Annotated in this window: 13 protein-coding genes; all 13 read left to right on the top strand. The window is 56.0% G+C overall.

All coding sequences use genetic code 11. The annotated features are described in order from the left end of the window. Window positions 1-7 precede the first annotated feature (7 nt). The 13 genes from ROSEINA2194_RS20085 (at window position 8) to ROSEINA2194_RS02910 (ending at window position 13,327) form a co-directional block, all read left to right on the top strand. On the top strand, window positions 8-139 hold the full coding sequence (locus ROSEINA2194_RS20085) for a Maff2 family mobile element protein (protein WP_044927049.1): 132 nt from the start codon (window positions 8-10) through the stop codon (window positions 137-139). Between the two features lie 745 nt (window positions 140-884). After that, window positions 885-1,019, top strand: a complete 135-nt coding sequence (locus tag ROSEINA2194_RS20830) for a Maff2 family mobile element protein (RefSeq protein WP_456300208.1) — start codon at window positions 885-887, stop codon at window positions 1,017-1,019. Window positions 1,020-1,098: 79 nt separating this feature from the next. Further along, window positions 1,099-1,968: a VirB6/TrbL-like conjugal transfer protein, CD1112 family gene (locus tag ROSEINA2194_RS02965; RefSeq protein ID WP_007883207.1), complete on the top strand. Its 870-nt coding sequence runs from the start codon at window positions 1,099-1,101 to the stop codon at window positions 1,966-1,968. Between the two features lie 13 nt (window positions 1,969-1,981). Further along, window positions 1,982-2,422 carry an XF1762 family protein gene (locus ROSEINA2194_RS02960; protein ID WP_044927047.1) on the top strand — a complete coding sequence of 147 codons (441 nt, stop codon included), beginning with the start codon at window positions 1,982-1,984 and terminating at the stop codon, window positions 2,420-2,422. Between the two features lie 12 nt (window positions 2,423-2,434). Next, window positions 2,435-2,866: a PrgI family protein gene (locus ROSEINA2194_RS20075; protein ID WP_007883202.1), complete on the top strand. Its 432-nt coding sequence runs from the start codon at window positions 2,435-2,437 to the stop codon at window positions 2,864-2,866. Then, complete coding sequence (locus ROSEINA2194_RS02950) at window positions 2,787-5,192, top strand: VirB4-like conjugal transfer ATPase, CD1110 family (RefSeq protein WP_007883198.1); 2,406 nt, start codon at window positions 2,787-2,789, stop codon at window positions 5,190-5,192. Before ROSEINA2194_RS20075 ends, ROSEINA2194_RS02950 begins: the two co-directional genes overlap by 80 nt. Further along, entirely contained in the window at window positions 5,189-6,898 is a 1,710-nt protein-coding gene (locus ROSEINA2194_RS02945) for a C40 family peptidase (protein ID WP_007883196.1), read from the top strand. Before ROSEINA2194_RS02950 ends, ROSEINA2194_RS02945 begins: the two co-directional genes overlap by 4 nt. Before the next feature lie 15 nt (window positions 6,899-6,913). Then, window positions 6,914-7,153, top strand: a complete 240-nt coding sequence (locus ROSEINA2194_RS02940; protein WP_007883194.1) for a DUF4315 family protein — start codon at window positions 6,914-6,916, stop codon at window positions 7,151-7,153. Beyond that, window positions 7,146-8,174 (top strand): CD1107 family mobile element protein, encoded by a 1,029-nt coding sequence (locus tag ROSEINA2194_RS02935; RefSeq protein ID WP_007883193.1) that lies wholly within the window; start codon window positions 7,146-7,148, stop codon window positions 8,172-8,174. The genes ROSEINA2194_RS02940 and ROSEINA2194_RS02935 overlap by 8 nt, the downstream gene beginning before the upstream one ends. A 172-nt stretch (window positions 8,175-8,346) precedes the next feature. Beyond that, window positions 8,347-10,389, top strand: coding sequence for a DNA topoisomerase 3 (locus tag ROSEINA2194_RS02925; RefSeq protein ID WP_007883189.1), 2,043 nt, complete (start codon window positions 8,347-8,349; stop codon window positions 10,387-10,389). Beyond that, window positions 10,382-10,747, top strand: coding sequence for a cysteine-rich VLP domain-containing protein (locus tag ROSEINA2194_RS02920; RefSeq protein WP_044927041.1), 366 nt, complete (start codon window positions 10,382-10,384; stop codon window positions 10,745-10,747). The genes ROSEINA2194_RS02925 and ROSEINA2194_RS02920 overlap by 8 nt, the downstream gene beginning before the upstream one ends. A 167-nt stretch (window positions 10,748-10,914) precedes the next feature. After that, window positions 10,915-13,095 carry a YodL domain-containing protein gene (locus tag ROSEINA2194_RS02915; RefSeq protein WP_044927039.1) on the top strand — a complete coding sequence of 727 codons (2,181 nt, stop codon included), beginning with the start codon at window positions 10,915-10,917 and terminating at the stop codon, window positions 13,093-13,095. A gap of 1 nt (window position 13,096) precedes the next feature. After that, a complete protein-coding gene (locus ROSEINA2194_RS02910) occupies window positions 13,097-13,327 on the top strand; it encodes a transposon-transfer assisting family protein (protein ID WP_007883178.1) in 231 nt (76 codons plus the stop codon). Window positions 13,328-13,619: the final 292 nt, after the last annotated feature.

Below are 13,619 nucleotides of genomic sequence, written 5' to 3'. Positions count from 1 at the left end.
ACTATTTATGGCTTTCTTTAATTCTGCTGTTGGTGTTCTTCAGACCCTCGTTGTGGCGCTGGGCGCTGGCCTCGGCATTTGGGGTGCGATCAATCTGCTGGAGGGCTACGGCAACGACAACCGTGCGATGCGTTCCTGACTGAAAAGGTCAGGCACAGGTCGAAGGACGAATGAAGTCCAAAACCTTGGAGAACTGATATTTCGATGGATGAAATGAGGGGGTAACGCCCCGAAGCGTCCACACTAATACTCCGACTGGCATAGGTGCGCAACCGCCGATTGTCAGAAGCTCGGTGAAGTCGGCAGAGAGATGCCGTAGTTTTGGCTGCAAGGCTGAAATCGAAAGCTGTCCAGAGGTGGATAGCGCATCCTATATGCCGGGTGTCAGCCGCACATGGTTAGTATGTATGGAAATACTGACGAACTTCTGAATGTACAAGTCTAAACGTTGATACCATCGAAACGGTGGTACTCCTTATACGGAGGTATTCGTGGACAAGTAAAAATGGTTGTTATGAAAGTCCATGTGCCGTTACAGGCGGCACGATTCGTAAAGAATTGAATACAGGCTTAGAGGAAGAACCTAAATGCGGCCCATGATAGAAATATCGGAACGCAGGAAGCTGAAAACATTTAGCCTGTTGCAAGGCTGCGAGATGGTGGATGGGAATACCTTCGTGAGAAGGCAATAACCATTCTTTGTTTCAGTGAAAGTAGTGGCGTAGTACCTATGAAGCCGTGAAAAAGTAAACGGTGGAGGAAAGGCCACAAGTCGAATTTGGCAAAAGAAGCACACACAAAGTGTCGCAAGCCCTGTATGACCAAATTCGATGGAACGCCGTGTGCGGTGAAAGCTGCACGCACGGTGTGGAGCCGGGGAAAAGCTGGAGATCATATCAAATGCTTACCTATGGCTATCTGGTGCTAAATCTCAGGGCATGAAGCAGCTGATGGCCGGTGGCGGGGTGGCTTTGATTGGCATTACCCTCGTGCCGCTGCTGTCCGGTCTGTTCGGCTAATCGGCAGCTCGTTTGCTTCCCGTAAATCCACGGAGGGTGCCGCTTTCGGGCGGCATCCTCCCGAAAGGAGGGCAACCCTATGGATTTCTTATGGGATAAGATCACGGAATGGCTGAAAGAAATGCTCATCGGCGGTATCGTGAGCAATCTGTCCGGGATGTTCGATGCGACCAATCAAAAGGTTGCCGAGATCTCCGGTCAGGTGGGCTTATCGCCGCAGGCATGGAACGGCAGCATTTTCAGCATGATACAAAACCTGTCGGAAACCGTGATCGTCCCCATCGCAGGCGCAATTCTCGCCTTTGTGATGACGCTGGAACTGATCCAGCTCATTACCGACAAAAATAACCTCAACGACATGGACACATGGATATTCTTCAAGTGGGCGTTCAAGTCCGCTGCCGCTGTCCTGATTGTAACAAACACATGGACGATTGTGATGGGCGTGTTCGATGCCGCCCAAAGCGTCGTTGCCAGCGCCTCCGGGCTGATTATCGGCGACACCAGCATCAACATTTCAAGCGTCATGGTGGGCATTGAGGATCGGCTGATGGAAATGGAGCTGGGGCCGCTCTTCGGCCTGTGGTTCCAATCGCTGTTCGTGGGCATTACCATGTGGGCGCTGACCATCTGCATTTTCATTATCACATTCGGAAGAATGATTGAAATATATCTCGTCACCTCTGTTGCCCCCATCCCAATGGCGACCATGATGGGCAAGGAGTGGGGCGGCATGGGGCAGAATTACATCCGCTCCATGCTGGCACTGGGCTTCCAAGCGTTTTTGATTATCGTCTGCGTTGCCATTTACGCGGTTTTGGTGCAGAACATCGCGCTTGTGGATGACATCATCTACGCCATCTGGACTTGCATGGGCTACACGGTGCTGCTGTGCTTCTGCCTGTTCAAAACGAGCAGCCTTGCCAAGTCCGTGTTCAATGCACATTAACGGGGGTGATACCATGCTGACACTCACGCCCGTCGCGCTTGCAACAGCGAACGCATTTGTCAATGCGCATCACCGGCACCATAAGGCAACTGCTGGACATAAGTTTTCCATCGGCTGTGCCAAGGATGGAGAGCTTGTCGGTGTTGCAATCGTAGGCCGTCCTGTGAGCCGGTATCTGGATGATGGCTGGACATTGGAAGTCAATCGTCTTTGTACCACCGGCGAGAGAAACGCTTGCAGTATTCTCTATGCCGCATCTGCGCGGGCGGCAAAGGCAATGGGATACCGCAAGATCATCACCTATACGCTGGATAGCGAGAATGGCAGCAGCCTCCGCGCCGCTGGCTGGAGCTGTGCAGGCATGGCAGGCGGCAAATGCTGGACAGGCAGCCGCAAGCCCGCCTCCGCTTTGTACCCGGCGCAGATGAAACTTCGATATGAAAAGCTCTTGTAAAGGGGGATTTCTATGGCCTATGTCAACGTCCCAAAGGACTTAACCAAAGTTAAGACCAAGGTATTATTCAACCTCACGAAACGACAGCTCATCTGCTTCGGAAGCGGCGCGCTCATCGGCGTACCGCTTTTCTTCTTGCTCAAGGGCAGCATCGGCACCAGCCCCGCCGCCATGGTGATGATGGTGGTGATGATCCCGGCCATGCTGTTCGCCATGTATGAAAAGAACGGTCAGCCGTTGGAGGTCGTCATCCGCAACATCTACCGCGTGTGCTTCCAGAGGCCAAAGCAGCGCCCGTATAAGACCAACAATTTTTATGCCGTTCTGGAGCGGCAAAACCAGTTAGACCGGGAGGTGTATCAAATTGTCCGAAAAGAAAAAGCTGACCCGCGCCGAACGAAAACAGATCGAAGCCGCCATCGCAAGAGCGAACCGAACGGATAAGAAAGAAAAATCGGCGCAGGACAGCATCCCGTATCAGCGTATGTGGCCGGACGGCATCTGCCGTGTGACCGACACGCGCTACACCAAAACGATCCAGTATCAGGACATCAACTACCAGCTCTCGCAGAATGAGGACAAGACCGCCATCTTTGAGGCGTGGTGCGATTTCCTGAACTACTTTGACAGCTCCGTGCAATTCCAGCTTTCCTTTGTGAACCTCTCGGCTTCGCAGGAAACCTTTGCACGGAGCATTTCCATTCCGCCCTGCGGGGACGAGTTTGACGGCATCCGCGCCGAGTACGCCGGTATGCTGCAAAATCAGCTTGCCCGCGGCAACAACGGCCTCATTAAGACCAAATATCTCACGTTCGGCGTTGAGGCCGACAACCTCCGCGCTGCCAAGCCCCGTTTGGAGCGCATTGAAACCGATCTTCTGAACAACTTCAAGCGGCTGGGCGTTGTGGCTGCGCCGCTGAACGGCTTTGAGCGCCTGCACGTCATGCACGACATTCTGCGGATGGACGAGCAGGAGCCGTTCCGCTTTTCGTGGGACTGGCTGGCTCCCTCCGGGCTGTCCACTAAGGACTTTATCGCGCCCAGCTCCTTTGAGTTCAAGACCGGCAGGCAGTTTCGTATGGGCAAAAAGCTGGGTGCGGTCAGCTTCGTGCAGATTTTGGCACCAGAGCTGAATGACCGGATGCTGGCGGACTTTCTGGATATGGAGAGCAGCGTCCTCGTCAATCTCCATGTGCAGTCTGTGGATCAGGTCAACGCCATCAAGACCGTCAAGCGCAAGATCACCGATCTGGACAAATCCAAAATTGAGGAACAGAAAAAAGCTGTCCGCGCCGGGTACGATATGGACATTATCCCGTCCGACCTCGCCACCTACGGCGCGGAGGCCAAAAAGCTGTTGCAGGATTTGCAGTCCCGCAATGAGCGAATGTTCCTGCTGACCTTCCTCATTCTCAACACGGCGGACACACCCCGGCAGCTCGACAACAACATCTTCCAGACCTCCAGCATCGCGCAAAAGTATAACTGTGCGCTGACCCGGCTGGACTTTCAGCAGGAGGAAGGACTGATGAGCAGTCTCCCGCTGGGGCTGAATCAGATCGAGATTCAGCGGGGCTTGACCACTTCCAGCGTGGCAGTCTTCGTCCCCTTTACCACGCAGGAGCTGTTCCAGAACGGTTCGGAGGCGCTGTATTACGGCATCAACGCCCTGTCCAACAACCTTATCATGGTAGACCGGAAGCTGCTGAAAAATCCCAACGGCCTGATTTTAGGCACTCCCGGCAGCGGCAAGTCGTTTTCGGCAAAACGTGAGATCACCAATGCGTTTCTCATCTGCCCCAAGGATGACATCATCATCTGTGACCCGGAGGGCGAATATACACCGCTGGTGGAGCGTTTGCACGGTCAGGTCATTAAGCTGTCGCCCACCGGCAAGGGCTACGACGGTTCGCCCTGCTATATCAATCCGATGGACTTGAATCTGGATTACAGCGACGATGATAACCCGCTGAGCCTGAAATCCGACTTCATTCTGTCGCTGTGCGAGCTGATCGTCGGCGGCAAGGATGGGCTTGCCCCTGTGGAAAAGACCATCATCGACCGCTGCGTGCGCATCGTCTACCGGGACTACCTCAATGACCCGAAGCCGGAGAATATGCCGCTGCTGGAGGACTTGTATAACGCCCTCCGTGCGCAGGATGAAAAGGAAGCGCAGTACATCGCCACTGCTTTGGAAATCTACGTCACCGGCTCTCTGAATGTGTTCAACCATCACACGAACGTGGATGTGAACAGCCGCATCGTCTGCTACGACATCAAGGAGCTGGGCAAGCAGCTCAAGAAAATCGGGATGTTGGTGGTGCAGGATCAGGTCTGGAACCGTGTGACCATCAACCGCGCCGCCCATAAAACGACCCGCTACTATCTTGACGAGTTCCATCTTCTCTTGAAGGAGGAACAGACGGCTTCGTACAGTGTCGAAATCTGGAAACGCTATCGCAAATGGGGCGGCATCCCCACCGGGATCACGCAAAATGTCAAAGACCTGTTATCCAGCCGCGAGGTTGAGAACATTTTTGAGAACAGCGATTTCATCTATATGCTCAATCAGGCCGCTGGCGACCGGCAGATTCTCGCAAAGCAGCTCAACATTTCGCCGCATCAGCTTTCTTATGTGACCCACTCCGGCGAGGGCGAGGGGCTGCTGTTCTACGGCAACACGATCCTGCCCTTCATTGACCACTTCCCGAAGGACACCGAGCTGTACCGCGTCATGACCACCAAACCGCAAGAGGTGGCGTCAGCATGAAAAGAGAACCGCGTTTGCAGTTTTCCGACGCCGATCTTGCCGAGCCGAAGCTGGAAAAGCCCATCAAACGGGTGAAAAAAGCGGAGGCCAAGGCGGATAAGGCGCAGGCGAAAATCCCCAAGAAAACCGTGGTCAAAAAGGAACGCGGCTTTGATCCTGCCACCGGCAAGGTCAAAACGCAGCTCCGGTTTGAGGAAGTGGATAAGAAAAAGCCGCCCTCAAAGCTGACCCATGCCGTGCGGGATGCCCCCGCCAACCTCATTCTCTCTCAGGTTCACCGGGAGGTGCGGCAGAGCGAGGATGACAATGTAGGCGTAGAGGCCGCGCACAAGGCAGAGCAAGCCGTGGAGAGCGGCGGGCGGCTGGTGCAGTCTGCCCACCGCGCCCATCAGCTCAAGCCTTATCGTGCTGCCATCCGTGCAGAGAAAAAGCTGGAACGAGCCAATCTTGACGCGCTCCAGAAGAAAGCGGAGATCGACAACCCCACCAGCAATCCCGTTTCCAAATGGCAGCAGAAGCAGGCAATTAAGAAGCAGTATGCCGCTGCCAAGCACAATCAGGCGGCGCAGACTACGGCAAAGTCGGCAGAGAATACCGCCAAGGCCGCGAAAAAAGCCGCTGAAAAGGCTGAGAAAGCGGGCAAATATGTGTGGGAACACCGGCGCGGCTTTGCCATTGCCGCCGCGATTCTGCTGATGCTGGCATTTCTGCTCAACGGCCTGTCCTCCTGCTCGGTGATAATGGATGGCGTCGGCTCCGGGATCGCGGCCAGTACCTATCCGTCGCAGGACGCCGATATGCTGGGTGCGGAGGCGCAGTATTGCGAAATGGAAGCAGAGCTTCAGCGCTACCTCGACACCTACGAAAGCACCCATGACTACGATGAGTACCACTTTGATCTGGACACCATCGAGCATGACCCCTATGTACTCATTTCCATGATTACGGCGCTGCATCAAGGGGAATGGACGCTGGATGAGGTGCAGGGTACGCTTCAAATGCTCTTTGACCGCCAGTACATCTTGACCGAGGATGTGGTGGCGGAAACCCGCTACCGCACGGAAACCGACACATGGACGGACGCGGACGGCAACACCCACACGGACACCTATCAGGTGCCGTATGACTACTACATCTGCACGGTCACGCTGGAAAACTTCAATCTCTCCCATGTTCCCGTTTACATTATGAGCGAAGAACAGCTCGGAATGTACGCCACCTATATGGCCACCCTCGGCAACCGTCCCGACCTGTTCCCCGGTTCAGGCTACATCGGCAAGTATGTGGAGGGCAGCTATACCGACTACGACATTCCCCCGGAGGCGCTGGACGATGAGGTATTTGCCGCCATCATCAAGGAAGCGGAAAAGTATCTCGGCTACCCCTACGTTTGGGGCGGCAGCAGTCCCTCCACCTCGTTTGACTGTTCGGGCTTCGTCAGTTGGGTCATCAATCATTCCGGTTGGGATGTGGGCAGACTGGGCGCGCAGGGACTTTGCAATATCTGTACGCCTGTATCCTCTGCTAACGTCAAGCCGGGCGATCTGGTGTTTTTCACCGGAACGTATGATACCCCCGGTGTCAGCCATGTGGGTATCTATGTTGGCAACAATATGATGATCCACTGCGGAGATCCGATCTCTTATGCAAACTTAAATTCAAGCTATTGGCAGTCCCATTTCTACCGTTATGGGCGCTTGCCGTAAAGGAGAGTGAACGATATGAACCCGAAAATTATGAAGCTCCGTGGAGAGCTGGAGAAGAACAAAGGCAAAATCTCTGATCTGCAAGGCCGCAACCGCGAGCTGGAAAAGCAGATTCGTGAGCTGGAGGACACCGATATCATCGGCATGGTGCGTGAGAACGGCATGACGATGGAGCAGTTTGCCGAGTTGTTCCGCCGTATGCAGGCCGCGCCTGCACCGGCCACTTCGGAAAAGGAGGCGTTGAACCATGACTAAAAACACACCGCGCATTTTTATCAGCCTGCTGCTGATGCTCCTGTGCATCGGGATTTTCCCCATTTCCGCTTTTGCCAGCGGCGGCGACTATCCCGATGATACGCTGCCTGCCGCCGAAAGCAGCGCCGCAGACACGCAGGAAACAAAACAGATCGGCACGGTCACGACCAACGGCGGCAGCCTGAATGTCCGCACCGGCGCGGGGCTGGACAACACCGCGTTTACGCAGCTCCCCAACGGCACGGTGGTCGATGTGATTGGCAGGGACGGCGATTGGGTAAAAATCCTGCTGCCCGCCCGTGTGGGCTATGTGTACGGCAGCTATCTGACCGTCACCGACGCCGCCGACAGCACCGTGAGCATCGGCGGCATTACGCTTCCGTTTGATGAAAAAGAGCTGACCGACCTCTGGCAGTTCCTTGTCGGCAGCATGACGGGCGGCAGCGATGCGCTGACACCGGACGGCAATCTGACGCTGATCGACGATATTGGCACCAGCACCAAGGCAGGAAAACAGTTCATTACGCTGGAAAGCAAGAACGGCAATACATTTTACCTGATTATTGACCGTGACGATGAGGGCGAAGAAACCGTCCACTTCTTGAATCAGGTAGATGAGGCCGACCTGATGGCGCTGACCGGCGAGGAAGAAACGCCCGCCGTCTGCTCCTGCACCACCAAATGCGTGGCCGGTGCGGTCAATACATCCTGCCCCGTCTGCGCGGTCAACATGACCGAGTGCGTGGGCAAGGAGGCAAAGCCCGAAGTCCCCGCTGAGCCGACAGAACCCGCCGCCGAGGAACCGGAGAAAAAGAGCGGCGTGGGCGGCATCCTCGTCGTCCTGCTGATCGTCGCGCTGGGCGGCGGTGCCGCGTTCTACATTTTCAAGCAGAAAAAGGCCAAGCCGCAGACCAAGGGCAGCGCCGATCTGGACGATTATGACTACGGCGAGGACGAATACGAGTTTGAGCCGTATGAGGACGAACCGGAACAGGATACTACGGAGGATACGAACGCATGAGATATTTCACCAATAATCCGCTGGAACGACTGATGATGCAGAAGCCGAAAGCAGCGCGGGAGGACAGCCCTCCCGACGCTGCCAAGGAACACTTCTGCTACGGCTGCAAGCGCTTCGGACAGAGCTGCGTTCGCCCCTGCTACCGTGACGTAAAGAGAATGGAGGCTGCACCATGCGCCTTGTGATCGCCGAAAAACCTTCCGTGGCGCAGAGCATCGCCGCCGTGCTGGGTGCTAAATCACGGCATGACGGGTATCTGGAGGGCGGCGGGTACATCGTGTCGTGGTGTTTCGGGCATCTGGCAGAGCTGGCCGACGCCGCCGTTTACAATGCCGTTGATGCCAAATGGACGCTGGCGGCGCTGCCCATCATTCCTACCTCGTTCCGCTTCATCGTCCGCTCTGAAAAGCAGAAGCAGTTTGACATTCTGCGGGAGCTGGTGCGCCGGGAGGATGTGGCAGAGGTGGTCAACGCCTGCGACGCTGGGCGCGAGGGTGAGCTGATCTTCCGCACGGTTTACTGCCTTGCGGGATGCTCCAAGCCGATTCTGCGGCTTTGGATTTCTTCAATGGAGGATGATGCCATCCGCAGCGGCTTCCAGCAGCTTAGGTCTGGGCGCGACTATGACGGCCTGCATCAATCTGCCCTGTGCCGCGCCAAGGCTGATTGGCTGGTTGGTATCAACGCCACGCGGTATTTCTCCCTGATGTATGGCCGCACATTGAACATTGGGCGCGTCATGTCGCCCACGCTGGCGTTGCTGGTACAGCGCGAGGCGGAGATCTCCGCATTTGTGGCAGAACCGTTCTACACCGTCCAGCTCGATTGCGGCTTTCCCGCCACGACAGACCGAATGAAGGACAGAAAGGATGCCGATGCCATCGCCAACGCCTGCAAGGGCAAGACAGTAACCGTCAAAAGTGTGGAGCGCAAGGAAAAGTCTGAGAAAGCGCCCGCGCTCTACGATTTGACCTCCCTCCAGCGCGACGCCAACCGCGTTCTCGGCTACACCTCTCAGCAGACCCTCGACTATCTCCAAGCCCTCTATGAAAAGAAGCTCTGTACCTACCCGCGCACCGACAGCCACTATCTGACCGACGATATGGAGGGCAGCGTCCCCGGCCTTGTCGCCGCCGCTGCCGCTGCCTGCGGCGTGGAGAAGCCGCCGACCATCTGCGCCAAGCAGGTGTGCAGCAGCAAAAAAGTCACCGATCACCACGCTATCGTCCCCACCATCAGCGCGGAAAAGGTAGATATGGCCTCTCTGCCGCTGGGCGAACGCGAGGTGCTGAAGCTGGCGGCGAAAGGCTTGCTTCGTGCGGTGGATGAACCCCACCGCTATGCAGAAACGGTCATTACGGTGGACTGTGCCGGTCAGAGCTTCACCGCCAAGGGCAAAACCGTCCTTGCTCCCGGCTGGAAGCGCTATGAGCAGGAGCAGACGGAGGCAGTGCCCGCGCTGCCGGTGGCAACGGAGAATCAGACGCTTTCCGTATCTGCCGCATCGGTCAAGACCGGAAAAACCACGCCGCCCAAGCATTTCACCGAGGATACGCTGCTGGCTGCGATGGAGAACGCGGGCAAGGAGGATATGCCAGATGATGCCGAGCGCAAGGGCATTGGAACCCCGGCGACCCGTTCCGGTATCATTGAAAAGCTGGTGTCCTCCGGTTTTGTGGAGCGCAGGAAGTCCAAGAAGATCACAAATCTGCTACCCACCTCCACCGGCACGGCGCTTATCACCGTTCTGCCTGAACAGCTCCAGTCGCCGCAGCTCACCGCCGAATGGGAGCACCGCCTGAAAGAGATCGAGCGCGGCGAAATCGCCCCGGACAGCTTCATGGATGGGATCGCCGCCATGCTGAATGAGCTGGTGCAGACCTACAAGCCCATCCCCGGTGCGGAAGTCCTGTTCCCCTCCGGGCGCGAGGTGGTCGGCAAGTGTCCCCGCTGCGGGGCCGAGGTAACGGAATCGCAGAAGGGCTTTTTCTGTGAGAATCGTTCTTGCGCATTTGTCCTCTGGAAAAACAGCCGATTCTTCGCCGCAAAGAAAAAGGCGCTGACGAAATCTCTTGCCGCTGCGCTTTTGAAAAATGGCCGCGCCCCGCTGAAAGGCTGCTACTCGGAAAAGACCGGAAAAACCTACGATGCCGTCGTTCTTTTGGAGGACGATGGGCAACGCACGGGCTATAAGATGGTGTTCGACAATGGCTGATGCGCCGCGTATGGATCACAAGCAGCTCCGCCGCTCCAAAAAACTCATTCGGAAGCTCTGCTGTAATTACGATCACGGCAACTGCCTCGCGCTGGATGATGGAGAGCCTTGCGTCTGCGTACAGGATATTTCCTACTCGCTGCTGTGCAACTGGTTCCGAAACGCGGTACTTCCCGCCGACCATGAGCTGCTGGCCGACGTGATGCGGGAAAGGCCGGGAAAGCGCTGCGCCGTCTGCGGTAAGCCGGTCTATTCTTCCTCCAATCGTGCCAAATATTGCCCCGCCTGCGCAAAGCAGGAACGCCGAAAGCAGGACGCCAAACGAAAGCGTGAACAATACTGGAACCTCCGCAAATAGAGGGCGTAAAAGCCCCGTGCCGCAAGGCTTTTTCCATGCGGAATCACAAGGGGCTGCGTCATTCTATCCGCAAGCTCAAAAACAACGTCTATCTGCGGAGAATCGCCCCTGTGCAGGATGTGTTTTCTTCTGCGCAGGGGCGCTATTTTTTCTGAAAGGAGATCATCATGGCTGAAAAACAAACCAGCAAAGACCGGATGCGGGAGATCGTTGACAGCATCGAAAATGGCATCAAGGAGCTGTTCGAGAGCGATAAGTACCAGCAGTATCTCTCCACCATGAGCCGCTTTCACCGCTACTCGGTCAATAATACCATGCTCATCTATATGCAGCGCCCCGACGCCACCCATGTGGCGGGCTTCAACAAGTGGCGCGATCAGTTCGGCAGGAACGTCCTGAAAGGCGAAAAAGGTATCCGCATCATCGCCCCTACTCCCTATAAGAAAAAGGTCGAGGAAATCAAGACCGACCCCGAAACCAATGCGCCGGTGCTGGATGCGGACGGCAAGGCCATCATTGAGGAAAAGGAAATCCGTATCCCTATGTTCAAGGTGGTGTCCGTCTTTGATGTGTCACAGACTGCGGGAAAGCCCTTGCCCCAGCTTGCCTCCGATCTGAGCGGCACTGTGCAGCAGTATGAGGTTTTCATGGAGGCGCTGCGCCGTGCTTCTCCCGTTCCGATGGAGATAAAGCCCGTTGCGCGGGATACGGACGGCTTTTTCAGCATTAAGGCGCAGAGCATCACCATCCGCGCCGGTATGAGTGAGGTGCAGACGGTATGCGCCGCCGTCCATGAGATTGCCCACGCCAAGCTCCACGACTACGAACACATGACGGAGCTTGCGGACGATGGTGAGACGATCCTTGTCCCCGGCGAAAAGAGCCGCAACACCGAGGAGGTCGAGGCCGAAAGCATCTCCTATGCGGTCTGCCAGTATTACGGTATTGAAACGGGAGAAAACAGCTTCGGCTATATCGCCACATGGTCAAAGGGCAAGGAGTTGAAAGAGCTTCGCGCCAGTCTGGAAACCATCAACAAGACTGCCTCCGAGCTGATTACGGACATTGACCGGCACTTTGCGGAGATTTGCAAGGAGCGCGGCATCAATCGTGAAGAAGTGAGCGCCACACAAACAGACGAAGCGCTTTATCTTGTGGATGGCTCGGTATATCTCCATGTGCAGCATACAGACGGCGGTTGGGACTATTCGCTCTACGACAAGGAAAGCAAAAAGCTGCTGGATGGCGGTGTTATTGACAGCAGCGCCATTGAAGATTCGCCGGTTGCATCTGTTGCCGGGGCTGTCCGAACGGAGGTATTTGCCATTCAGGGCATGACACCAACCAAGGTGACATTTGCAGATATGAAAATTCTGGAGGATTTACAGGAGGCGCAGATTACGCCGCCCTTGGACAGCGAACAGATCACCGGCGCAGTCGCTGTTCCCACCGATGCGGCAGATAATATGCTCCCGGAGCTGGAACAGGCCGTCCCGATGCCTGACCCCACGCTGACGGTGGATGATATGCGCAGCTATGGGTATCTGGATAGCGATATGCTCCCGCTTTCCAAGGATCGGGCGGTGGAACTGCTGGAACATGACATCACGGTTTATATGCTCCATCCCGGCAACACCGAGGAAATGGTCTTTGAGGCCGAGGACATCATCAAGCACGACGGAATGTTCGGGATCACAAGACCGGATTGGGATGCGGTCAAAGGCCATATCCCGCCCCGCGATGTGGAGCAGCGCTTTTTGAACAGTCCCACCGATGCTATGGCGATCTACCAACTGCGCCGGGATGCGCCGGTCGAGCTGCGTTTTGCCAATCTCGGCAGTCTGGCCGCGCCGCCTGACCCTGCCAACTATGAAGCTGTCTATACCCGTGAGGTGTACCCGGACGATGATACCGGCAGAATCCTTGAAAACTTCTACTACATTTTCAACGATGAGCGCCCCGGCGATTTTGTGGGACACAGCCTCTCCGTCAGCGACATCGTTGCGCTGAAACAGGACGGCAAGGTATCCTATCACTACTGTGACAGCATGGGATTTCAGGAGTTGCCCGCCTTTCAGAAACCGGAGAATTATCTGAAAGCCGCCGAGATGTCGATGGAAGATGATTACGGCATGATCGACGGCATTATCAACAACGGCCCCAAACAGCCCACCGTCGCCGACCTTGAAGCACAGGTCAAGGCCGGTATGTCCATCTCCTTGATGGATTTGGCAGAGGCGGCACACCGGGAAAAGAAGAAATCTGTGCTGGAGCAGCTCAAAAGCCAACCGGCCCAAGAACGTCCACACAAAACAGCGCCCAAAAAGAGCGCGGAAAAGGAGCTTTGATATGAACATCACCTTTGAAGAACGCCAGCTTATGAGCCTCTACAACACCGGCACCCGCACGGGCTTGATCGCGGCGCTGGAGGAAATGCGCGGCTACCTCGCTACGGATGAAACGGAGCTGCGGGAGCTGACGGACAGCGCCATCGCAAAGCTGCGCAGGATGAGCGACGCGGAATATGACGCGCTTGACCTGTTCCCCGATTTTGAAAAGGAGGATATGGATGCCGAGTAAAGTACAGCTCTATGCGCAGATGGCAGACCGCACGGCGGAGCAGATCACGGGAAGCTACCAGAAGTGGACGGCATTTCTGACCACCGCCGCAAGGCTGTATAAGTACCCCTACAATGAACAGCTCATGATTTTCGCCCAGCGCCCGGAAGCCACGGCCTGCGCGGAATACGACCTTTGGAATAAGCAGATGCGCCGCTATGTGCGGCGAGGCAGCAAGGGCATCGCCCTTGTGGATACCAGCAGCGACCAACCCAAACTCCGATATGTATTCGATGTTTCCGACACCAGCGGC

Origin of the sequence: Roseburia inulinivorans DSM 16841, assembly GCF_000174195.1 — a bacterium.
Taxonomy (GTDB): Bacteria; Bacillota; Clostridia; order Lachnospirales; family Lachnospiraceae; genus Roseburia; species Roseburia inulinivorans.
The sequence above is the reverse complement of the archived record's forward strand: the minus strand, read 5'-3'. Positions and strand labels throughout refer to the sequence as shown.

Coding starts and splice junctions, on each gene's coding strand:
- ROSEINA2194_RS02960 (WP_044927047.1), top strand. CDS start 1,982: ATGCTGACACTCACGCCCGTCGCGCTTGCAACAGCGAACGCATTTGTC.
- ROSEINA2194_RS02935 (WP_007883193.1), top strand. CDS start 7,146: ATGACTAAAAACACACCGCGCATTTTTATCAGCCTGCTGCTGATGCTC.
- ROSEINA2194_RS02915 (WP_044927039.1), top strand. CDS start 10,915: ATGGCTGAAAAACAAACCAGCAAAGACCGGATGCGGGAGATCGTTGAC.
- ROSEINA2194_RS20085 (WP_044927049.1), top strand. CDS start 8: ATGGCTTTCTTTAATTCTGCTGTTGGTGTTCTTCAGACCCTCGTTGTG.
- ROSEINA2194_RS02910 (WP_007883178.1), top strand. CDS start 13,097: ATGAACATCACCTTTGAAGAACGCCAGCTTATGAGCCTCTACAACACC.
- ROSEINA2194_RS02920 (WP_044927041.1), top strand. CDS start 10,382: ATGGCTGATGCGCCGCGTATGGATCACAAGCAGCTCCGCCGCTCCAAA.
- ROSEINA2194_RS02945 (WP_007883196.1), top strand. CDS start 5,189: ATGAAAAGAGAACCGCGTTTGCAGTTTTCCGACGCCGATCTTGCCGAG.
- ROSEINA2194_RS02940 (WP_007883194.1), top strand. CDS start 6,914: ATGAACCCGAAAATTATGAAGCTCCGTGGAGAGCTGGAGAAGAACAAA.
- ROSEINA2194_RS20075 (WP_007883202.1), top strand. CDS start 2,435: ATGGCCTATGTCAACGTCCCAAAGGACTTAACCAAAGTTAAGACCAAG.
- ROSEINA2194_RS02965 (WP_007883207.1), top strand. CDS start 1,099: ATGGATTTCTTATGGGATAAGATCACGGAATGGCTGAAAGAAATGCTC.
- ROSEINA2194_RS02925 (WP_007883189.1), top strand. CDS start 8,347: ATGCGCCTTGTGATCGCCGAAAAACCTTCCGTGGCGCAGAGCATCGCC.